The 21,563-nt window shown below is 57.6% G+C and carries 23 protein-coding genes and 1 pseudogene; 8 read left to right on the top strand and 16 right to left on the bottom strand.

What is annotated here, in order from left to right:
• The 4 genes and pseudogenes from RX717_RS11530 to RX717_RS11545 form a co-directional block, all read right to left on the bottom strand.
• The gene (locus tag RX717_RS11530) at positions 1–621 is read right to left on the bottom strand and encodes a 4Fe-4S binding protein (protein WP_107631812.1); all 621 of its coding nucleotides are present in this window, start codon (positions 619–621) and stop codon (positions 1–3) included.
• Between the two features lie 58 nt (positions 622–679).
• Complete coding sequence (locus RX717_RS11535; protein ID WP_107631811.1) at positions 680–1,081, bottom strand: pyridoxamine 5'-phosphate oxidase family protein; 402 nt, start codon at positions 1,079–1,081, stop codon at positions 680–682.
• A gap of 114 nt (positions 1,082–1,195) precedes the next feature.
• Positions 1,196–1,663, bottom strand: coding sequence for an Rrf2 family transcriptional regulator (locus RX717_RS11540; RefSeq protein ID WP_107631810.1), 468 nt, complete (start codon positions 1,661–1,663; stop codon positions 1,196–1,198).
• Between the two features lie 189 nt (positions 1,664–1,852).
• Positions 1,853–1,969 (bottom strand): annotated as a pseudogene (locus RX717_RS11545) (helix-turn-helix transcriptional regulator); the annotation flags it as partial.
• A 188-nt stretch (positions 1,970–2,157) separates the two neighbouring features.
• Between RX717_RS11545 and aspS the strand changes: the two are divergent.
• Both aspS and RX717_RS11555 read left to right on the top strand, forming a co-directional pair.
• Positions 2,158–3,483, top strand: a complete 1,326-nt coding sequence (aspS, locus tag RX717_RS11550) for an aspartate--tRNA(Asn) ligase (protein ID WP_107631809.1) — start codon at positions 2,158–2,160, stop codon at positions 3,481–3,483.
• Between the two features lie 307 nt (positions 3,484–3,790).
• Positions 3,791–5,995, top strand: a complete 2,205-nt coding sequence (locus tag RX717_RS11555) for an S-layer homology domain-containing protein (protein ID WP_316960297.1) — start codon at positions 3,791–3,793, stop codon at positions 5,993–5,995.
• A gap of 102 nt (positions 5,996–6,097) precedes the next feature.
• Here the strand turns inward: RX717_RS11555 and RX717_RS11560 are convergent, their stop codons facing one another.
• Both RX717_RS11560 and RX717_RS11565 read right to left on the bottom strand, forming a co-directional pair.
• Positions 6,098–6,319 carry a helix-turn-helix domain-containing protein gene (locus RX717_RS11560; RefSeq protein ID WP_054328072.1) on the bottom strand — a complete coding sequence of 74 codons (222 nt, stop codon included), beginning with the start codon at positions 6,317–6,319 and terminating at the stop codon, positions 6,098–6,100.
• 11 nt (positions 6,320–6,330) lie between these two features.
• Positions 6,331–6,846 carry a DUF2975 domain-containing protein gene (locus RX717_RS11565; RefSeq protein ID WP_054328073.1) on the bottom strand — a complete coding sequence of 172 codons (516 nt, stop codon included), beginning with the start codon at positions 6,844–6,846 and terminating at the stop codon, positions 6,331–6,333.
• Positions 6,847–7,154: 308 nt separating this feature from the next.
• Between RX717_RS11565 and RX717_RS11570 the strand changes: the two genes are divergently transcribed.
• The 4 genes from RX717_RS11570 to RX717_RS11585 all read left to right on the top strand — a co-directional run bounded on the left by RX717_RS11570 (position 7,155) and on the right by RX717_RS11585 (position 9,588).
• A complete protein-coding gene (locus tag RX717_RS11570) occupies positions 7,155–7,694 on the top strand; it encodes an RNA polymerase sigma factor (protein WP_054328074.1) in 540 nt (179 codons plus the stop codon).
• Positions 7,675–8,088 carry a hypothetical protein gene (locus RX717_RS11575; protein ID WP_316960298.1) on the top strand — a complete coding sequence of 138 codons (414 nt, stop codon included), beginning with the start codon at positions 7,675–7,677 and terminating at the stop codon, positions 8,086–8,088. The genes RX717_RS11570 and RX717_RS11575 overlap by 20 nt, the downstream gene beginning before the upstream one ends.
• On the top strand, positions 8,085–9,056 hold the full coding sequence (locus RX717_RS11580) for a hypothetical protein (RefSeq protein WP_316960299.1): 972 nt from the start codon (positions 8,085–8,087) through the stop codon (positions 9,054–9,056). The genes RX717_RS11575 and RX717_RS11580 overlap by 4 nt, the downstream gene beginning before the upstream one ends.
• 274 nt (positions 9,057–9,330) lie before the next feature.
• Entirely contained in the window at positions 9,331–9,588 is a 258-nt protein-coding gene (locus tag RX717_RS11585; RefSeq protein ID WP_054328076.1) for a hypothetical protein, read from the top strand.
• A 38-nt stretch (positions 9,589–9,626) separates the two neighbouring features.
• Here the strand turns inward: RX717_RS11585 and RX717_RS11590 are convergent, their stop codons facing one another.
• Genes RX717_RS11590 through RX717_RS11610 form a run of 5 tightly spaced genes read right to left on the bottom strand, consistent with a single transcriptional unit; the run spans position 9,627 to position 13,241 of the window.
• Positions 9,627–10,376, bottom strand: coding sequence for a GNAT family N-acetyltransferase (locus tag RX717_RS11590; protein ID WP_107631806.1), 750 nt, complete (start codon positions 10,374–10,376; stop codon positions 9,627–9,629).
• Positions 10,373–11,437, bottom strand: a complete 1,065-nt coding sequence (locus RX717_RS11595; protein WP_107631805.1) for an aminopeptidase P family protein — start codon at positions 11,435–11,437, stop codon at positions 10,373–10,375. The genes RX717_RS11590 and RX717_RS11595 overlap by 4 nt, the downstream gene beginning before the upstream one ends.
• Before the next feature lie 7 nt (positions 11,438–11,444).
• Positions 11,445–11,879 (bottom strand): type II 3-dehydroquinate dehydratase, encoded by a 435-nt coding sequence (aroQ, locus tag RX717_RS11600; RefSeq protein WP_054328078.1) that lies wholly within the window; start codon positions 11,877–11,879, stop codon positions 11,445–11,447.
• Entirely contained in the window at positions 11,876–12,736 is an 861-nt protein-coding gene (locus tag RX717_RS11605; RefSeq protein ID WP_207724505.1) for a TIM barrel protein, read from the bottom strand. Before RX717_RS11605 ends, aroQ begins: the two co-directional genes overlap by 4 nt.
• On the bottom strand, positions 12,729–13,241 hold the full coding sequence (locus RX717_RS11610) for a YqeG family HAD IIIA-type phosphatase (RefSeq protein WP_107631804.1): 513 nt from the start codon (positions 13,239–13,241) through the stop codon (positions 12,729–12,731). The genes RX717_RS11605 and RX717_RS11610 overlap by 8 nt, the downstream gene beginning before the upstream one ends.
• A gap of 90 nt (positions 13,242–13,331) precedes the next feature.
• Here RX717_RS11610 and RX717_RS11615 point away from each other — a divergent pair, with 90 nt between their 5' ends.
• Complete coding sequence (locus RX717_RS11615; RefSeq protein ID WP_054328082.1) at positions 13,332–14,102, top strand: hypothetical protein; 771 nt, start codon at positions 13,332–13,334, stop codon at positions 14,100–14,102.
• Here the strand turns inward: RX717_RS11615 and ybaK are convergent.
• From ybaK to RX717_RS11640, 5 genes are all read right to left on the bottom strand, one after another.
• Positions 14,089–14,568, bottom strand: coding sequence for a Cys-tRNA(Pro) deacylase (gene ybaK, locus RX717_RS11620; protein ID WP_107631803.1), 480 nt, complete (start codon positions 14,566–14,568; stop codon positions 14,089–14,091). The two genes, RX717_RS11615 and ybaK, sit on opposite strands and share 14 nt — an antisense overlap.
• A gap of 115 nt (positions 14,569–14,683) precedes the next feature.
• Positions 14,684–16,534 carry an S-layer homology domain-containing protein gene (locus tag RX717_RS11625; protein WP_107631802.1) on the bottom strand — a complete coding sequence of 617 codons (1,851 nt, stop codon included), beginning with the start codon at positions 16,532–16,534 and terminating at the stop codon, positions 14,684–14,686.
• Positions 16,535–16,651: 117 nt separating this feature from the next.
• Positions 16,652–17,827, bottom strand: coding sequence for an ABC transporter permease (locus RX717_RS11630; protein WP_242977941.1), 1,176 nt, complete (start codon positions 17,825–17,827; stop codon positions 16,652–16,654).
• Between the two features lie 2 nt (positions 17,828–17,829).
• Positions 17,830–18,552, bottom strand: coding sequence for an ABC transporter ATP-binding protein (locus RX717_RS11635; RefSeq protein WP_054328085.1), 723 nt, complete (start codon positions 18,550–18,552; stop codon positions 17,830–17,832).
• A complete protein-coding gene (locus RX717_RS11640; RefSeq protein ID WP_159068191.1) occupies positions 18,552–20,270 on the bottom strand; it encodes an efflux RND transporter periplasmic adaptor subunit in 1,719 nt (572 codons plus the stop codon). Before RX717_RS11640 ends, RX717_RS11635 begins: the two co-directional genes overlap by 1 nt.
• Before the next feature lie 281 nt (positions 20,271–20,551).
• Between RX717_RS11640 and RX717_RS11645 the strand changes: the two genes are divergently transcribed.
• The gene (locus RX717_RS11645; RefSeq protein WP_107631800.1) at positions 20,552–21,235 is read left to right on the top strand and encodes a response regulator transcription factor; all 684 of its coding nucleotides are present in this window, start codon (positions 20,552–20,554) and stop codon (positions 21,233–21,235) included.
• The last annotated feature ends 328 nt before the right edge of the window (positions 21,236–21,563 follow it).

Here is a 21,563-nt window from a genome sequence, read left to right on the forward strand (position 1 = left end):
CTACCTCTTTTCGATTGCACGAACAGGACATACTTCATAGCAGTTCCCACAATGTAGACAGTTTTTTTGAATAATCTGGACAGGTGTTGTTGAATAGTCGATACACTTTTGAGGACATTTAGAGTAACAAAGTTTACAGTTGATACATTGTTCATTGACAAAATATCCATGTATATTTTCTTCACAACTTCCGATTGAAAAAGAAAATCTTTCAATCGGCTTCTTTGATAAATCAAACCATTCCCCCGTACCCTCATATATCTGAAAAACAGTTAAGGCATTTCTTGACTCAACAGTAGGATAAATCTCTGACATGTAGGAATTTTTTTCAAACAGAGAAACCAATCTGTCTGAACCGATTTCCTGTACCTTTCCCTGCACAGAAACCGCAATGCTTGAAAGGGTATCTTGTCCTTTCATTCCCGTAAAGGCAATAAGAGAATGGTTTTTCAAGCGGTCATAAAAACTTTTTCCTCTTGCTGTCAAAAAATACAATCCTTTTTCATCATAGTCCATAATATCAATCGTACAGGTTATAGGATTGCCATGTTTATCTACTGTCGCAAATACAGTAGAATGAATTTCGTTTACAATATACGCTAGACACTCGATACTTGTCATGTCCATACCTCCCTAGTAAGAAAGCCCAACTTTTTACGTCAGGCTTTTTGTTTTCAAATTATAAAACATATTCTTTTGGTGGATTGCCAGAAAAATCAGCAATCACAGCGTGTGCATTTTCAAGATAGAATACTTCAAAGATAGGATTATCTGCTGTATTATACTGTCCTTTCACGATAGGGTTGTTCATACAAAGTTCTTTTACTTCCATATCATTTTCAAAAACAGCTTTTCCGTTTAATCGAATCCATGCATAGCTAGGGCTAGAAACAGATACCTCTACATTAGGATTTTCCTGCATATCCTTATAAACATCTTTTGTATGGTTTGTACAAAACCATAATTTTCCGTCTTTTTCAAAGCAGAACATAAATGGACGACACTTTGCTTTTCCATCACGCCCGATTGTTGCCAAATACTGCACAGGGTTTTCTTGTAAAAATTTTACTACATCATTCATTTTGATTTCCTCCTTGTTGTAACATCAATTATTACAACAAGGATAATACAGCATTTTAGATGTAATGTCAATAGTTACAACAAATTTAATTTTTTTCAAAAGAAAACACGCCTATTAATACAGCGTGTTTCTCTTTTTCTCTTTATTTTCTTTACCAATATAATATTGTATATCTCTGATAATATCAGCTAATGTGATTTTTTGTAGTTCATTTTCAAGTGCTTTTTGTACTTGCTCTAATTTGCTGTCTAATACATTATGGATATTTCTTCCCACAGGGCACTTATGGTTTGGATTTTCATGAAAGTGAAAAAGTTCGCCATTGTCGATACATTCTACTGCAAAATAGATATCAAGGAAACTAATTTCTTCTAATGGCTTTGGGATAGACGTGCCACCACTTCCACGTTGTACTTCCACAAGTCCTGCATTTTTTAACTGGGATAATATCTTTCTTATAATTACAGGATTGACATTAACGCTAGAAGCTAAAAAATCACTTGTAATCTTAAAATCATCTTGAAATGTGTCAATACAGGCAAATATGTGAACAGCAATCGTAAATCGACTCGAAATCTGCATAATTACTCCTCGCTTTCTGAATATCTTATGTGCTAATTATAGAAGTTGTTTATTGTAATGTCAATTATTACAACAAAAGCCGGTTGAATTTCTTTGCCACATTAGACTTTTTCATGAAAACTTGCTGTAATTGTATATCTTATTTGCAAGCAGGTAAACACAGGTTATTTCTTAATATCCTTTTGTTTGGGAAACTCCTTGCTCCCACTTGGAAATTGTTTGTCGCACCACGTTCAGCTTTACAGCAAGCTCCTGTTGCGAAAGACCTTTTGATTTTCTGATTGCTTTTATGTTTTCTTTGAGCATCGGGGATAGCCTCCATTCTTCTGGTCTTTGTCATAATTATATGAGGAGCTGCCCGTTGCTGCAAGCAACGCATTTTAACATTTAAGCGAATCCCGTCTGCTTTTTCCCGTAAAAAACTTGTTTATCTTCTCTTTTCATGGTACAATGTATTCCTGTATGAGAATGCTGAATAGAGAGGCGTTATAATTATGGAAATGATTCATGAAGCGGGACAGTACGTTGATACCGTCAAGCGCGTCTGCGGCGCGGTCGGTAGCGAGGTCACGTTCCGCGGCACCGTACACCGCGCCCGTGATATGTCCGATTTTTCGTTCATCATCATGCGTGTCGAGCGCGGCCTGATCCAATGCACGTTCCAGGGGGACGAGATCGGCGGCGTCAAGCGCGCGGATATTCGGGACGCCATGGTGCTCGAGGTCACCGGCAAGGTGCATGAGGAACCCCGAGCCGAGCACGGCATCGAGGTTGTGCTGAGCGCGGTCAAGGTCATCGGCCGCCCGTACGAGCAACTTCCCGTGCCGCTGGGCAAAAAATATATGGGCCTGTCGCTCGACGTCGATCTGCCGCTGCGCCCGATCACCCTGCGCCATCCGGTCAAGCAGGCCGTGTTCCGCGTACAGGGCGCGATTGCGGACGGCTTCGCCCAGTATATGCAGGCGCAGGGCTTTACCCACATCCACACGCCCAAGATCGTTGTCGCGGGCGCAGAGGGCGGCGCGAACCTGTTCAAGCTGGACTACTTCGGCCAGCCCGCTTACCTGGCGCAGTCGCCCCAGTTCCACAAGCAGTACCTTGCGGGCGCGTTCGGCCGCGTGTTCGAGATCGGCTCGGTTTACCGCGCCGAGCGGCATAATACCTCGCGCCATTTGAATGAGTATATCGGCCTTGATTTCGAGATGGCCTATATCGATTCCATGTATGACGTGATGGCAATGGAAACCGGCATGTTAAAGTCGGTCATGGCTTACGTCAAGGAGCATTGCGCGGAGGAGCTGGCACTTCTCAAGGCCGACGTGCCGGAGATCCGCGAGATCCCGACCATCCGCTTCCATGAGGCCAAGCAGATCATGGAGGAAAAATACGGCCATAAATCCAAAAACCGTTACGACCTCAATCCGGACGAAGAGGTTCTGCTCTGCCAGTGGGCCAAGGAGCAGCACGACAGCGAGTTCGTATTCGTTACGCACTTCCCGTCCGCCAAGCGTCCGTTTTACGCGATGGACGATCCGGAGGACCCCAAGCTGGCGTTGTCGTTCGACCTGCTGTTCCGCGGGCTAGAGGTCACGACGGGCGGCCAGCGCATCCACGATTATCAGGAGCAGATGGACAAGCTCGCGGCCCGCAAGATGAACGCGGAGCTGTTTGAGTCGTTCACCATTCTGCACAAGTATGGCATGCCGCCGCACGGCGGCCTGGGCATCGGCCTGGAGCGCCTGACCATGCAGCTTCTGAGGCTAAACAATGTGCGCGACGCTTCCATGTTCCCGCGCGACATGAACCGCTTGGAGCCGTAACCTCCTCCCCATCAATTGCTTTGTTCTGAAAAAGGGCCGCTGAAACGATGCGTTTCAGCGGCCTTTTTCTGTTACCCATCCTCAACAAGCCTGTACATGGTTTTACCACAAAAAGTTCTGCTATTTTGTTGTTTTTCTATTTTCTTCTTGTTATGGAATCCACATTGTTCTAAAACCAGCTTTTTATCATTGTTTTCCGGTCGAAATTGTCGTATAGTAAGCACCAGAGCGCGGTACCGCGCACCATTACCGCCCGCATAGCCGCGGGCTCACCGCTATACGACCAATGAGGAGAATGCAAATGCGAATGAAAAAATCACTGGCCGCGATCCTGTCCTCCACGATGGCGCTGTCCATGCTGTCCGTTTCGGCCGCAGCCGCCAACGCAAAGCCCGTTATGGAGGACGCGGCAAACAGTTGGGCCGCCAGTTCGATTGACCGATGGGTGCAGCACGGCATCGTAGAGGGCAACAGCGACGGCACCTTCAAGCCGTACCGCTCCCTGTCCCGTGGCGAGCTTGCCGCTATTTTCACCCGCATGTTCGGCTTGACCGAAAAGGCGGAAAACAAGTATGCCGACCTGACCGGCAGCGAGTGGTACGCGGACGCGATCCTGAAATGCACTGCGGCCGGCATCCTTGAAGGCGACGGAAAAAACGCCAATGCAGCGGCCCCCGTCACCCGTCAGGAGGCAATGACCATGTTCGCCCGCGCAATGGGTATGACGCCGGACGCCTCCCCCGACCTGAGCCAGTTCACCGACGGGGGCCGGGTCGCGGATTGGGCGGCGGGCTATATGGCGCCGCTTGCGGAAATGGGTATCCTGGACGGCGTAGGCGGCGGGCGTGTCGCGCCGGACGAGCATATCGACCGTGCTTCCACCATGGCGCTTCTGGACAAAGCGATCGAGGAATACATAACCTCGTCCGGCGAGATTGCGCTGAAAAATGAAAACGGCTTTACCGTTATCAATGCCGCCGCCAGCGCGCGCGATACTGAGGGCGTCACCCTTTCCGGCAAGGCCGCGGGCCTTGTCATTTCCGCGGGTACCGCGGCGGATGTGACGGCGGACGGCCTTACCGCCGGCAGCGTCCGGATTGATGGGCGGACCTCTGTTTCGCTGGACGGAGCTGCCAGCGCCGGCCGCGTGAACGTCCATGCCGCCGCGTCGGTCAGCGTCGGCGCTTCCTCCCAGGCTGGAGCGATCACGCTTCACGGCGCGGATGCGTCGCTGTCCGTTTTCGGTTCGGCAGACCGCGTTGAAATCGCCGAAACCGCCGCCTCCGCTTCGGTCATGGTTGCCACGGACGCGTCTGTGGAAACCGTCGCCATCTCCGCAGCGCAAACAGAGCTGTCCGCTTACGGCTCGATCGCTTCGGTTGATGTGACCAGGCAAGCTGCGGATACGCTGGTTTCCGCGGAAAGCGGCGCGCAGATCGATCGGGTATCGACCGCGGGCACGGGTACGACTGTCAAGGGCGCGGGTAAGGTGTCCCATGTTGCGGTTTCCGACGGCGCTTCCGGCGTCACAGTCAACACCATCGGATCCAAAATCGACAATAACAGCAGCGAGGCGGTATCCTCCGGAACCGGCTCGATCCAGCCCGGCCATGCCGGCACCTCGAACGGCGAGAACAGCGCGCCGACGCAGGACGGCCCTTCGAGCGGCGGCTCGGGTTCGGGCGGTGGGGACACTGTCCAGCAGGCCGATATCGTCAAGGCGCCGCTCCTCGACCAGTCGGGAACCATTGACGCCGATGCGCTTGTGCGGGATTATCAGGTTTCCAGCACTGTCAAAGGGGATGTGACCGAGGTCACCATCAGCGGCGAGCACCTGATGAAGCACCAGAACGCTCAGGGCGTTTCTGACTACTGGATTGGCTTCGGTATTCCGGCTAAGGAGGGCAATACCTACTATGCCGGATACGGCGCTGTTCCGGAAGAGCTCGGCGCGCCCGTGGACTCCATCGCAGACCGCACCTATGAAGAAAACGGCAAGACCTATAATACGGTATACTTCGGCTTGAAAGACGTGGATTTAGAAAACGGCGCGTATGTCGTCGTCAAAAACGGTGAAGACACCGCAGCCTATCGCGTCTCTTTCCAGGTCACGCTGGCACCCGTGGTGGAAAATATGCAGGTTTGGGTCGTAAACGACCAGGCCTCCTACGAGCGCCTCCCCGCAGACTATACGGGCGCGCATCCGTGGGACGATGCCTACCTGCAGCCGGAAAACGCGGCCGCGCTTCCGTGGTTGGCGGTCAGCTATGACAGCAACGTAACCGGCGCGGTGGAAATCCAGGTGACCAAGGACGGCACGCCGGTCGGCAGTAAATCACACGCGGAAAGCACGGTCAACACAGACCGCTACCAGCTCTGGCACCTGACCAAGCCCGCCGATTCCGAGGGCAGGGATTATTTTGACCAGGAGGATGCCGCTGGGACCTATGTGGTTACCATCCGCAAGGACGGCCAAACGGTATCGAGCGAGGCGCTCGTATACGCGCCGTAAACGAGGCGCGCCGCCATCCCATTCTCAAACACGGCCGGCTGCCGGCAGACACGGCTCCGGACATGCGCAGGGGCGCTGGAAGCAAAGCTTCCAGCGCCCCTGTTATTTTTCTTCCGTTTCCTCGCGCCGGTACTCCAGGATATCTCCCGGCTGGCAGTCCAGCGCACTGCAGATCGCGTTGAGCGTGGAAAAACGGATCGCGCTGATCTTTCCGGTTTTGATTTTGGACAGGTTGACGTTGGAAATGCCCACCCGCTCGGACAGCTCGCCCAGCGACATCTTCCGGTCCGCCATCACACGGTCAAGCCGTAATATGATTGCCATACGCCACCGCCCTACAGTGTCTCGTCAGCTTCCTGCTGCAAATGCGCACCATAAGCAAATGCATAGGACAGGCACAAAACCACACCGCCAAGCAGCAGGTAGTTCCAGTTGATCAGCGAACCTCCGCCGGCTTCCATCACGATGCGCACACCGCCGCGGAGCAGCGTCTCCTGCCGCTCCAGCGCAAAACCGCAGACGGTATAGAGCAGCTCGGGCAGGCTGCCGCGCAGCAGTCCCAGCGCCATCACCAGCAGGCCGATGCCGCGCACCGCACGAACATGGCACGGCAGGAACGGCGTCCCCTGTCGGTCGATTCCCCGGAAAATAGCACAGCCCAACCACAGGATCCCTGCTATCACGATCCAGAACAGCGTACTCCACCAGAACGAAATCCCACAGGCAAACCGTACCGCGCCCCGCCAGCCCTCCGTACCAGTCCAGCTTACGCCAAGGGAAAAATGCTCCACCAACATCTCCGCGGGCTGGAACAGCAGCCACGTCCCGTAGACGAGGCGCACCACAACCAAAGCCGCGGTGATCCAGAATAAAACCCGCAGCAGCGTCCCGATATCCGCGCATCTTGCCCGAACGATATCCTTCTACGTCTCCAGCATACATTTCACCTCTTCCTGAAGAATATCACAGGCGTATATCTTTGTCAATAATAATTTAATGATAATCAATAAATAATATATAATTTTCATTAATCTTCGGTTTGCATTCCCTATACTGCTTTGGTAACAAAACGGAAAAAACTCGCGCGGGCATGTCACAAAACCAAGCCGCCGCACGTTATAGAAAATGAACATGTTCTTTTCAGAAAGGGGGGCGCCGGATGGACGCCCGCACCTTGGATGAGCGCTTCGCTCTGGGCGGAGAACAGGCGCTCGCCGATGCGATCGAGCTGTACGGCCAGCCGCTTTTGCGGTATTGCCACCACATCCTCTGCGATTACCACGAAGCGCAGGACGCCGTGCAGACCACCTTTATCAAGGCCTATGATAACCGCAGCCGTTTTCGGGCAGGCACCAGCCTGAGCGCCTGGCTTTACCGACTTGCCTATACCACCTGTATCGACATGCTGCGCCGCCGGAAGTTCCAGCTTCTCACACCGCCGCCTGCCGCCGCCGACCCTGATTATATCGGGGACGACCTGCGGCGTGCGCTGCAAGCCTTGTCGCCGGAGCAGAGAGCGCTGGTATTCGGCCGCGTGATCGAGCAGCGCAGCTTCGATGCGTTGGCCGTCATTTACGGAAAGCCCGCCGCCACCCTGCGCAAGCGCTATGAACGCGCCCGCAAAAAGCTCGCGCAGGCATTGGAAGGCACGCCGGCAGAAAGGAGGAGGAAGCAGCCGTATGAGTCCAACACCCGATGAAATCCGCATCCGCGAAGCGCTTGAGCGCATCCAGACACCCGCTTACGACATCGCCGGGGCGGTCAGGGAGCAGCGCGCCCGGCGCGGCAGGCGTATGCCGCTGCGCAGCCCGCGGCGGCTTGTCTCCGCCGTGCTGGCGGCGGCCCTGCTGACCGTAACGGCCGCCGCCGTATTTCAGGTTTCGGTCGGCTGGAAAACCATCTTCGGGCAGGATGTTGTAATTCCCGACGAGCTCGCCATCCCTCTGCAGAAGGGCGCCACCATGAACGGCTGCACGCTGACGGTGGAGGATGCCATCGTCACCCGCACTGGCGTCGCGCTCATCTATTCCTTCCGTTATGCGGATGGCTCCCCCTTTCCAACCCAATTCACTTTGAAACGGTTTCCCTTTTGACCGACGGGACAGATACCGCCTATTCCAGCCGCGGGCAGAGCATCTTTACGGATTCTCGAGATGCCGTCCAATATTTTTATCAGGAGTTCTCCCTTGCCGAGGATCCCGGCGACCGTGACCTTACCCTGACCATCGGCCCCGCCTCCAGCATGGAAACCAGTGAAGTCCTTACCGCCAGCCTTGACCTTGCGGCGGTTTATCAGGCGCATCCCATTGCGTTTCCCACCGACCAGCAGGACGCTTACCGCACCTCCGCCTATTTGGAGCAGGATACTTCCTCCGTCCCGCTTCCGCAGGCTTGGGAGTCTTCGGAGGTACAGTTCGCCGGCGTTGGTTTTATGGGGGACGAATTATGCCTTGCGCTGATCACACCGCCCTATGACCTGTATCAAGGCGTTTCCTGTGATATTGTTTCCCTGCTGGACACCCGAACGGGAAAAATCATCGACAATACCGGCAGCGGCACCTACCCGCTGGAGGGGGAGGACAGCGAAATCCGTGAGGCGCGCTTCCAGGGCTTGACCGTGGACGACCTGCCGTATCTGCAGCCGCAGATCATCTACACCCGCAGCGTGCCGCTGACGCAGAAGCCTTGGGAGGTTTCTTTCCGCGCCAAAAGCGCGCAGACCTATTCCCGCGCGCTCAGCCTGGATCTTTCGGATGGCAGCCATATTGACCATCTGTTCCTGTCCCCGCTCGGCATCCGGATCGAAGGGACGCGTCCCGCCTCGCTGGACGAGGATGGGGGCTTGGACCGCGCGCCCCATATCGCCGTGATCCTGCAGGACAACAGTATAATTGGCGCCTCGGTTTCCGAGTGCGGCCTCTCCATGGAGGAATCGTCCGCGCGCGAAACGTTCGAGGTCACTTATGTTTACCAGGCAGGCACTGACAGCCGGCGCTTCCTGTCCGTCTCCGACGTGACGGGCATCCGCATCGGCGATACGACAATATCGATAGCAGAGTAGAAAGCCCATGGGGGCGAATAGCCGTGCGGCGGTGTGGGGCCGCTGCACGGCAAAAAGAGCAGCCGGTTGGATCAGGCTGCTCTTTCACTTATTGCACAACATTAATCCTTTTATTTTGTGCATCTCCTACAATTATTATGACCCGCCGCCGGTTTAGCGGCTCAAAATGATGAAAATACAGAAATCTGCAAAAAACGCTTTATTTTCCTGTCTTTTATGCTATAATGATAACATAAATCAGATTTTGGAAAGCATTGCACAGGAGGTAAGTACTATGACCAGAGGAATCCGCGTAAAAAATACGGACGACATTCAGAAGATCAACAAGATCGTCACCAAGTATGGCTTTGATATCTGGATCCACGGCAAGAGCGGCATGGTAGACGCCAAGAGCCTGCTCGGCATGTTCCTGCTCTCCCTCAACGAGCCTCTGCAGATCGTGCTGGAGGACAGCGTCGACCCGACCGCGTTGTTCAAGGATCTCGCCGATTACCTTGAGATCGACGACGAGGACGTTGACGAAAAGAAATGATTCCACGCAAAAAGCCGCTGCTTTAGCAGCGGCTTTTTCTATTGCCATAGCTCATACGCCGGATATGCGCCTGCCGGAAGATAGCCCAGCGTTTCGGCCAGGTGTGCGGATACCGGATGCGCTGCATCCCAGGACGGATGCAGCCCCCGTTCGAGGCACGCGAGGATAAGCGCCGCCGCGCAGGCGCGTGCCAAGCCCAGCCTCCGGTGCGACGGATGGGTGTCGATCTCCACTTCGATGCCGCCCGGCCAGTCCGCATAGCAGGACGCGCCACACAGCAGCCGCCCCGCCCTTACTGCCGCTATCCCCAGCCCATGCGCTGCAAAGTCTTCCCAGTCAGGGTATTGCGAGGTCAGATCCCTGCTCCATTCCTCCTGCCCCGCCTGGCGGAACAGCGCCCCGTCCATCCGGCGCAGGGCGTACTCATCCGGCACGCGGGCGGCCAGCACTGACAGCTTCGCACGCTGAAAGGCGTTCTTTTTTGCAAAGGCATACCGCTCCGTCAGGCGCGCCTGTGGATAGCACTGTTCGATCAGCGGCCGCCAGTCCGGTGTGCGCGGGATCAGTATGGTATATGGCCGCGTGTTCTCCGGCTGCCAGGCCGCGACACGCGCGTCCGGCTCTCCCGCGAAAAAGCAGAAATCCCCGACGCGCACCTGCGCCGACCGGTATGCCCCATCCGCGACCGCATATCCCATTCGTCCGGCAAGATAGGCGTACAGCATGCCCTCCTCCCAGCCGTTTAGCAGCGGGCCGATGCATTGGGGCGACGCAACGTGCCCGATCACAGGACCACCAGCGCCTTGGGCGCTTCGGTCAGGTTGATACAGCCGTCCTCAATCACATACAGCATATCCTCGATGCGCACGCCGAAGCGTCCCGACAGATAGATGCCCGGCTCGGCGGTTACGACCGCCCCCGCCGGAAGCCGCGCCTCGCCGCGCGGTCCCGCGGTCGGCGCCTCATGGATCTCCAGGCCGACGCCATGGCCAAAGCCGTGGCCGAACGCATCGCCGTATCCCGCGTCCGCAATGACCTGACGCGCCGCCGCATCCACCGCCCGTCCAGTGACGCCCGCCTTGCAGCACGCGATTCCCGCAAGCTGCGCGTTCAGCACCGTATCGTATACGGTCTGCATCTCGTCGGTCACATGACCGACCGCCACTGTGCGCGTCATGTCCGAGCAGTATCCGTCCACGATGCAGCCGAAGTCCATGGTGACGAAATCCCCCGCCGCGATCGCCTTTTCCGTCGGCACACCGTGCGGCTTGGAGCTGTTCGCGCCCGATACGACGATAGGGTCGAACGACATGTTTTCCGCGCCGTAATGCAACATCAGGTAGGTCAGCCGTGCGGCGACCTCTTTTTCGGTCACGCCAATCCGGATATCGTTCAGCACCTCTTCGAGCGCCCGCTCGGCAATGCGCTGTGCGGCGGCAATCCTGCCAACCTCATCGTCCCCTTTTGTGATGCGCAGGCGCTCCACACCATCCTCCAGGCGCATCGCCGCAGCGTGCAGCGCGGAGGACCAGGACATGTACTCCGCATAGGTCATCTGCTTGTCTTCCAGTGCGATTTTCTTTACGCCGTCCTGCCCAATCAGCTCGTTGATGACAGCGGAATAACTCCTCCCGCTGCCGATCTCGCGCACCTCGAACCCTGATACCGCGGCGCGCGCCGCCTCGACATAACGGAAATCCGTATAGAACACCGCCTGGTCCGCCGACAGGTAGACCGCGCCGGCGGTCGAATGGAATCCGGTCGCATACCGCCGACTGATTTCGCTGGTCAGCACCATCGCGTCATACGGCGCCTCGCGCAGCAGTGCGCGCAATTCTTCCCGTTTCATAGCCGCCTCACCCGATGATCGCCTTGACCGCGTCCACAGCCAGCAGGTAGCTGTGCTTACCGAAGCCCGCGATCACGCCCGCGCACACCGGCCCGATGACCGATTTGTGCCGGAACTCCTCGCGCGCATGCACGTTGGACATGTGGACCTCCACACAGGGCAGGCGCACTGACGCGATCGCATCCCGAAGCGCGTAGCTGTAATGCGTATACGCGCCCGCGTTGATAATGATGGCCGCGCAGTCCTCGCGCGCCGCGTGGATGCGGTCGATCAGCGCCCCTTCCACGTTGGACTGGAACACCGCGCAGCTCATGCCAAGGCGCTCGCACTTGGCCACGACCTCGGCGTTGATCGCGGCAAGCGTATCCGAGCCGTAGATGCCCGGCTCGCGCTGGCCGGTCAGGTTGAGGTTTGGTCCATGAATCAGCAGCACTTTTTTCATTTTTCCGTCTCCTTTTTATATAAGTCCATCATCATCCGCGCGTCCTCGGCCTGTGTGCCGGCCGATTCGCAGATAAAGGTCGGCGCATAGCCGCGCGCCGCCGTTTCCTGCGCAACCGGCAGGAAATCCGGCCCGTATACGGTATCCGAAAAGGTCAGGTGGCGCACCTCGCCTTTGTCATTGTATTCGATATGGGAAAAGTGCGCGTGCAGAATGCGTGTCCGCTCCGCACCGATGCCGTTTTCCAGCCGATCGAACAGGCGCGCCACATCCTCCCGCGTGGACATCCCGCCGCCTGTGCGGCAGTTCAGGTGTCCGAAATCGATGCACGGCAGCAGGCGCTCGTCTGCCGCCACCAGCTCGCAGACCTCCTCCGCTGAACCGAGCACGCTTTTTTTGCCCATGGTTTCCAGACAGACCGCGCAGCCGGTCAGGTGTTCCTCCTCCAGCGCACGCAGGATGTTTTTCACATTTTCATGCGTGTTGCGCATTGCACGCTCGCGCGTCAGCTTTCCCTGGCCGCCGCAATGGACCACCATGCGCACCGCGCCCAGCGGCACGGCAAGTCGCGCCGTATCCAGCACATACCCAATGTTTTTCTCCATCCGCTCGCTTTCCTCAGAGGAAAGGTTGATGAAATACGGCGCGTGGATGCTCATCTGGACGCCGTGCGCACGCGCGGCCGCGCCGATCCTTTTTGCGGTATCTTCCCCGCATCGCACACCGCGGCCGCACTGGTATTCAAACGCAGTCAGCCCCCTGGCCGCAATCCAGGCGGGAGCGTCCTCGCTTTTTTTAAAGCCCTCGGCGGCAAAGGATTCCGAATTGCCGGCGGGTCCGAACCTTGCTTCAATCATGCCGCGCCCTCGCTTCCATCCGGCGCCTGCCGCGCTCGATAAAACCGCGTTCGAGCTGGTAGCGCACATTCACCCAGAAAAAGCGGCGGTCCAGCGTCTGCACATAGCAGGTCAGCGCGCCGACACGGTTGCCGCCGAACACGTCGGTAAAGATCTGGTCGCCCACCACGGCGGTCTGGGAGAGCGGCACGCCCAGCCGCTCAGCCGCGCGCTGGAACCCGCCGGAAAACGGCTTCCCCGCGCGACTGATGAAATCCACACCGAGCGCGGCGCAGAATTTCCCCACGCGCGCGGCCCTGTTATTGGAAAACACCAGCACCTTCATCCCCGCGTCGCGCAGCGCGCGCACAAACGGCGCCAGAGAATCCGGCGGCAGCGCAGCCTTATGCGAGGCCATCGTGCCGTCCAGGTCGATCAGCACGCTGCGCACATGGTTCTCGCGCAGCAATTGCGGGGTAATGTCATAAATCGACTCAAATACATAGTCGGGAATCAGTTTGCTCATTCGTTTACTCCTGCGTTCTCACTTTGGGAATTGCCACATATAGTGTAATGGAATTTGTCCAAAAAGTCCAGAGCAAGGGAGTCGATCACAATGGTATATACGAAAAATCTCATCCTGGTATGCACCGGCCGCGACACGGTATATGCGGCGAAGCACGGCATCCCCGTGCTGCACCTCTGTCTTGGCATCACGCCCACCGGCGCGCTGCAGCGCCTGCAGCTTCCCACTGTGCAGGCGCGCTGCCTGCTGGGCCTGTGCGACCCGCCGCGTTCGCTCGCCGACTGCAATGCAGACAGGCTTGCCGCCGACCTGGTGTTCGAGGCAAAGCGCACGGACGCGCCCGGCGTGTTCGCGGATTTTGAGCACGATACCCCGCGCGGCCGGATGCTGCTCGCTGCGTTCGACAAGGCGCTGCACGAGGCGGAAATCCCGTTCTACGTCCCGCTCGCCTGCGGTCGGTCGCTGACGCATGCGATCCTCACCACGCCGACCGCGCTGTCCGGCGGCAGCCTGACCGACTACATCTCCTCCCTGCAGGGCATTTACGGTGCAGCCCGCATCGCGGCGTTCCTGCAGCCGGTCTCGCAGGATTTCACGCTTCCGTCCAACTCGCCCAACGGCAAACCGCTCACCAACACCGAGCGCGAAACCCTGCTCGGCCGCACCGGATCGCAGACCTTTTTCTCCCGCGAGCTGTGCGCCAAGTATTTCACCTATACGGACAGCGAGGGACGCGCGCACTTTGTCCTGTTCGACGATGCCTCCACGCTCGAGGCCAAGCTCGCGCAACTGTCCGGCTGCGGCGTGCAGGCCGTGTTCGCCCTGTTTCCGGACGCAAAGCAACTGCTCAGTCCGTCGTGACCGGCGCGGTCCTGGCCCGCGTCAGGCCGAGCAGGTCCGCCGGCGCGCACTCGATTTGGAAACCGATCCTGCCTGCGGAGACAATGACAGACGGCAGGTGGTTCACACTTTCGTCAAACACGGTCGGGAACGCCTTTTTCATCCCGACCGGCGAGCAGCCGCCGCGCACATACCCCGTCAGGCCGAGCAGTTCTCGGACATGCACCAGTTCGACCGCCTTTTCCCCCGCCGCCTTGGCCGCTTTTTTCAGGTCAAGCTCCTTCGCCACCGGAATGACGAACACATGGCAGCTGCCCGACCGGCCGCGCGCCACCAGCGTCTTGAACACCTGCGCCTCATCCTGTCCCAAAAGCCGCGCGACCGTTGCGCCGTCTACCGCTTCCTTGCCGTGTGGATACGCATGCGCCGTATAGGGGATCCTGTGCTGCTCCAGCACCCGCATTACATTGGTTTTATCCGAAGCCATCGTCCTCGCTCCTATCTGCGTTTTATACAGATATTATAGCTATTGTTTGTGCAACAAGCAAGAAATATCAAAGGGGTTTCTCTGAGGAGAAACCCCTTTTCCCGCACCGCCCGTTTTATTTTTCGCGCGCGATGATGATGCGGATGCGCCCGCAGTCCCCTGTATCCTTATCATAATAGCAGGTGATGCTGTATGAATCGAAATTGTTCCGCAGTTCGGTCAGTGAGAGCAGGCTGTAGCTCGCGTTTTCGGACCGGTATACCGCGCACTCATCCGAAAACAGCCAACCGTCCCCGTCCTTGGACACTCCGAGCTGCGTGATGGTATCCGGATTCTTGATCTCCTTCAGCGCGCTCACCGCGGAAAGCTGCCCGTCCTCGACCGTCAGCCTGGCCGGTCCGTTGGAGGCGCCCAGCGTCCTGCCGTTGGTGGAAAGCGTCTGTTTTTCTCCATTCACCAGGTAAGTATAGCTGCCGGAAACGCTCATATCGTCCGACTGCTCCTTGACGCTGGTGATGATGCCGTATTCATACAGGTCGCCGGTAAAATCGCGCAGGATCAGGTCGGTGATCTCGCCCGCGCCGTTCGTCGCGCAGTAGCGCACGTCCGTGGAGTCCAGCGCTGCGCCGTTTAAGCGGGAGTAATACACCCGCTTGGCGCTTGAGGCGTTGGTATCCAGGATGCGCACGTCCTTTGCCATCGTTTTGCTGCCGATCGTGTAGCCGGACACCGCCCCGCGCACCGTGGAGGACTTCAGGATAGAAACATCGGTTTCGGACGAGCCGAAACCGATGGATACCAGGTCCCCTGTGCTGATCGAGGTCCGTGTGCAGGGATATACATAGCTGTTGCCATCCATAGCCGTGACCGTAATGGTGCGCGAGGTATAGGCGTTGCCGACCGAATTGTAGTATGTGCCGGTCCCCGTGGCGGTCACCATGCCGACAACCTCGGACACATATTCGTCCGCCGGCAGCGCGGCGGCGACCTTGCCGTCGCGCCCGAGCAGCAGGGTCACGATATCGCCTACATTCAGCCCGCCCAGCGTGGACAGCTCGCAAGCGGCGTCGCTGGTCTCGATCTCATAGGTGTTGCCCGCGACCGTCACGGAGGTCGGGGACGCCGCCGAGGGCGAGGCGGACTGGTAGGTGCCTGTCACCGCGTTGGCATACGCCCATACCGCGGAGCCGGTGTAATACACCACGTCGTACCGTTGTATCGCATCCGCGGAGGAGGTGTAGCCGTTGCGGTACACGGTTTTCCCCTCTGTCGAAACGATGCTGGATATGCCGTTTTCCACAATGTAGGGTCCCTTCATTGTATCAGAAACGATATTCAGGTAATCGATCTCATCGTTTTCGTTCAGCGTGTAACCCAGCATCTGCGCGTAGACCTGTCCGTCCTTGGTATCCGCGTTGAGCAGGTTGTAAAACAGGTACATCATGTTCCGCCGTGTCATGGCCGAACCCTGCGACGCGGTGACCTTGCTGTCCAGCCCCAGCGATTCGTACAGGGCGAGCTGCCCATACGGATAGGAGCCGGAAAAGTCCTCGGTCGTGTAACCGAGCAGCTTGAGCACGCCGGTCGCGGCCTCCTCCAGCGTGACGGTTTTGTCCGGCCGGAAGCTGCCGTCCAGATAGCCGGTCAGCCAGCCCTGCTGCACGGCGGTCTTGATATAGCCTGCCGCCCAGTGGGTATATGGCACATCCTTGAACGGGGAAGAATTGGATGCCCCCGCCACCTTGTCCTGATAGGTGGAGGCCGCAACGAGCATCTTCGCGTATTCCGCGCGGGTGACCGTTTTGTCTAGGTTCATATCCCCGTTTGGGTCGCCCACCATAATCTCCGTGGACCGGATCACCTGCTCGATCACACTATCCGATACCTCGGACGTGGCCAGCGCGGCGGGCAGGCCGCCCAGCAGCACTGCCGCCGCCGTCAGCAGCGAAAGCAGTTTTTTCTTCAAGAGTAACTCCTCCTTTTTTGTGCGCCCATCGCGGAGGCGAGGGCGAGTTATCCGAAAATGGTTTCCGCTGGAACTTTTTTCGGTATCCAAGGGGGAACCTGCCCCCTCGCGTGCTTTTCAGTCGTACCGCAGCGCGTCGATCGGGTTGAGCTTCGCCGCCTTGTTCGCGGGCATGAAGCCGAAGAACACGCCGATAAACACGGAAACGCCGAAGCTGATTGCAACCGCGCCCACGCTCGGCGTCGTGGTCATGCCAATGATCTGACCGGCGATCACCGCGACCACCGAGCCGAACACAATGCCGATCACGCCGCCCAGGGCGGAGGTCGTACCCGCTTCGATCACGAACTGCCGCATGATATCCTTTTTCTTCGCGCCGAGCGACTTGCGGATGCCGATTTCGCGGGTGCGCTCCGTGACCGAAACCAACATGATGTTCATAATGCCGATGCCGCCGACCAGCAGCGAGATGCCCGCGATGCCGACCAGCACCATGGTCATCATATTGGTCATCTCGGTCATGGAATCCACCATTTCCTGCATGTCAGAGATCATGTAATAATCGTCGTTCTGGAACACCGCATACAGCGCGTTATCGATCAGGGTGGTGCCTTCGCTGTTGAGGGACGCATCCCGGGTGGCAAACAGAAAGCTGGATATTGCGCCGAATGTCAGCTTGGAGGCCGTGGTATACGGCAGATATACACAGTCGTCCGCCGAGCCTTCGGAGGAATCGTCCTGCTCCTCCAGCACGCCGACCACGGTCAGAGCGTTACCGTTGACCTTGATGGTCTGCCCGACCGCATCGCCGCCCAGCATATTCGCCACATAGGTCCCGACGACCGCCACCTTATTGCGGGCATCCAAATCTGCATAGCTGATGAAGCGGCCCTCCCGCATCGTCAGCTTGGATATCTCCGCGTACTGCTCGGAAACGCCGGTCACGCCCGTGGAGCTGAAAGAATCCGAATCCGTTCCTGTTTTCACCGAACCCATGACCGATACCGTCGGACTCATGCCCATAAAGGTATCCGTGTTTTCCTCATACAGCGCGTACATGTCGTCCGTATCCACCGTGCGCGAGGAGCCGCGTCCGGTTACGGTCACGGTCAGCGTATTGGTACCCATATCCTCGAACATGGAGGTCACCTCTCCCGTCATGCCCTGCATGAGCGAAACCAAGATAATGACCGACGCCACGCCGATGATAATGCCCAGCATGGTCAGAAACGCGCGCATCTTGCTGCCCGACAGGCTCTTGAACGCCAGCTTGAACGCCTGTGTGAACCCCATCGTCAGTCCCCCCTCGGAAACGCGTCGCGCGCCGCGCCGTCAAAAATGATTTTGCCATCCGCCACGCGCACGACGCGCTTGGCCTCCTGCGCGATGCCGTTGTCATGCGTGATAAGCACGATCGTATTGCCCTCGTCGTTGAGCTTTTTCAAAAAATCCAGCACCTCGCGGCTGGTGCGCGAATCGAGCGCGCCGGTCGGCTCGTCGGCCAGGATGACCGAAGGGTCGCCTGCCAGCGCCCGTGCGATGGAAACGCGCTGCTGCTGGCCGCCGGAAAGCTGCGTGGGCAGATTTTTCTCTTTGCCCGCGAGTCCGACGCGTTCGATCTGGAGCCGCGCCCTCTCGGCGCGCTCCTCAGCGGGTATGCCCGCGTAAAGCAACGACAGCTCGACGTTTTCCTGCACGTTCAGCTTGGGTATCAGGTTGTACTGCTGGAAAATAAAGCCCAGCGTCTTATTGCGGATCTCTGCCTGCTCGTCGTCGGTCAGCTCGGACACGTCCTCGCCATTGAGCAGGTACTGCCCGCTGGTCGGCACGTCCAGACAGCCAATAATGTTCATCAGCGTCGATTTGCCCGACCCCGACTGTCCGACGATGGCTACAAATTCTCCCTTGTATATCTTGAGCGAAACGCCATCCGAGGCATGCACCTCGGTATCGCCCATCTGGTATATCTTATAAATATCGCGCAGCTCAATCAGCGGCGTCCTGGTTTCGGTTGTCATCACGGCATACCGCCTCCGCCCGGCATGCCGCCGCCTGCCATACCACCGCCAGAGGGCATACCGCCCATGCCGCCCATATCACTGCCGGAGGGCATATTACCCATATCGCCGCCTGGCAGCATGCCGAACTCATCGCCGGACGAGTTGCGCTGCACCTCGGGTACATAGACGATATCGCCGGGCTCGATGCCGGAGGTGATTTCAATATAACTGTCGTCCGACAGGCCGGTTTCAACCTCGACCGCCCGCCATCCGTCGGGCAGAAGCACGCCGCCCACCATGGCGTTTTCCGTGTTTTTCGCGCTGTCATCCTTGACATAAACCGTGTTCCCGCGCTGCACAGACGCGATCGGCACGGCGACCGCGTCCGCCGCCTCGTCCACCACGATGGTAGCGTCCACGTTCATGCCCGGCAGCAGGCCTTCCGGCGGGTTATCGATCTGCACGGTCACCGGATAGGTGGTCACACCGTTAGAGGTCGTACCCGCGACCGAAACCTTAGTCACAATGCCTTCGATCGTCGCCGTGTCCGTGAGCGAATCACAGGTGATATTGACCGCCTGGCCGACCTCTACCTCGTTCACATCCAGTTCGTCGAGCGAGATATCGAACGTCAGGTAGGAGAGGTCGTAAATGACCGCGAGCGTGGTCTGCCCATTGGTGGTGTCGAGCGTATCGCCCACCTTGGTGTTCTTGGTGATGACCGTGCCGTCAATCGGCGCGGTGATCGTGTAGTCGTCCAGCTTATCTACCGTATTCTGATAGGAAAGCTGCTGCTGTGCGAGCGACAGGCGGCTGCTCTCCACCTGCTGTTCGACCGAGGAAGAGGACAAAACCGCAATGACCGTGCCGGGCGAAACCTGCGCACCCTCGCTCACTTTCAGGCTCGTTACCGTACCCGAAGCGTCCGAGGTGATCGTGGATTCCGACCGGTATGTAAAGCTCGCGCCCTGGTTGCTGGCGATGCCGTTCACGGTCGCAGAGGCGGTTGAGGACGTTGAAAGCCCGCCCGGATTGCTGACCTGTATCGTCACATATTTGACGATCTGGTAACCGTCCAGCACGGTTTCGGCCGCGTCGATCGCCGTGACCGTGCCGCTCAGCGTCTCGAACGAGCTGTCCATTGTTACGGTTGCGGCCGCGCCGACGCCGAAGTTTTCCACCTCCGCGGAATTGAACGGCACCACCAGCTCCATCACGGAAGAATCACGCACATCCGCAATCGTCGCGCCCGCCTGCACTTCGTCGCCCACCTCAACATACAGTTCGGTAATCATGCCCGACTTTTTCGAGGTTACATTCAGGTCGTCCAGGCTTTCCAGCGTCTGGCTGTAGCTGTTCTGGCTCTGCTGTAGGGAAAGCTGCGCCTGCTCGACCGAGCTTTCCGCGTCTGAGCTGTCGATCTCATACATGACATCGCCCTTTTTTACCTCGTCGCCCTCCTCAAATGTGCAGGACAGCACCTCGCCCTGCACCGATGCGGTCACGCTGTACTGGTTGGCCGGCTCGATTGTTCCCGTCGCGGACAGCGTCAGTTGGATGTCCTGCCGGACCGCCTCGCTTTCCGTATAGGTCTGCGTTCCGTCCGCACCGCCGGCTGTCAAAATATGATGCACGCCCCAGCCTCCGGCAAGCAGCACCACCGCCACGGGGATGACCACCTTCTTTTTCAGCTTCCTGCGTTTTTTCTTTTTGCTGTGCGCGCCAGTCGGTGCCATATCCGCAGCCGCTTCTTCATTTTGCTTTTTCTTTCCCTGAAACAGCCTTTTTCCTTTCCATTTTCCTTTCCATGGGGCTTTCCCGCGCAGTTTTTCAAACGGCAATTTCAAACCCTGTTCCCTCCCGTGCTGGTTTATCAATTCGCGCTCTATCATAAGCGCAGTATATTGAAAAAGCATTGAAGAAATCCGGCTTTAACAAATTTTCCACCGCTCATACACAAAAACTCCATACACAGCCTGCAAAATAAAGGCATCATCTGCCAAAGGAGGCGCCGGCTATGCGTGTTCTGCTTATCGGCCCCAGCCCTAATGAAAAAATCCTGCCGGCGCTGCGGCGCGATCATATCCTTGCCGACTGCCTGCCCCGGCCGGAGCAGACGCAGACCGGCTTTCCGGAAAACCTTTACGACGTGGTCGTCCTCTTTTCCGATACGGACGCCGCCGCCCTGCCCGTCCGGCTCCGCATGGTGCGGGAGGACGGCGTTTCAGTTCCCATTCTTGTTGTCGCGCCGCGCTCCTCCGCGCGCGACCGCATCCGCGCGCTGGACGCCGGTGCGGACGATTTCCTGACCGAGCCGTTCCTGATCGCCGAGCTGCTGGCACGGGTACGCGCGCTCGGGCGGCGCGGACGCATCCTTCAGCCGCGGCTGCTGCGCGCGGGCGACCTGACGCTCGACCGCGGACATTTCCTCCTCTCCGGCCGCGCTGGCGAGGTGCGCCTCTCCAGCAAGGAGCTGCAGTTGGCGGAGCTGTTTCTGCTCCATCCCGGCCAAATCCTGCCGCGCGACACCTTACGGCAAAAGGTCTGGGGCTGCGATACCGAGGCGCGCTATAACAATATTGAGGTATACCTGTCCCTCCTGCGGCGCAAGCTGCGCGCGGTCGATTCCGTTGTCCAAATCCAAGCCGAGCGCGGCGTTGGCTACTATCTGGAGGTCCAGCCTAATCATATGCAGGCATAATAAAACGCCGCAACGGTCATCCCGCTGCGGCGTTCTTGCTTTTTACAGGCCGCGGTGCTTGCTGCGCTCGATCGGGCCGAACCAACTGTCCGCGATGCGCTTCAGCAGGGTCCACAGCCCGCTGAACCTCAAACCATAGTGTTTCATGCCATGCCCCTTCCTCCGTCCGCACTTCCTGTCCCGCGCCTTATGTATCACAAGGCTTGTCCTTGATTGTATTGTACCCCTTTTTTCTTGCTGTTTCCCTCTCAAAATAATGAAAATTTTCTTAAGATTTTGTTAATCTTCTTCTGAAAAAGGGGCTGTCCCCCATGGACAGCCCCTTTCC

Source organism: Intestinibacillus sp. NTUH-41-i26 (assembly GCF_032769475.1).
Taxonomy (GTDB): Bacteria; Bacillota; Clostridia; order Oscillospirales; family Butyricicoccaceae; genus Agathobaculum; species Agathobaculum ammoniilyticum.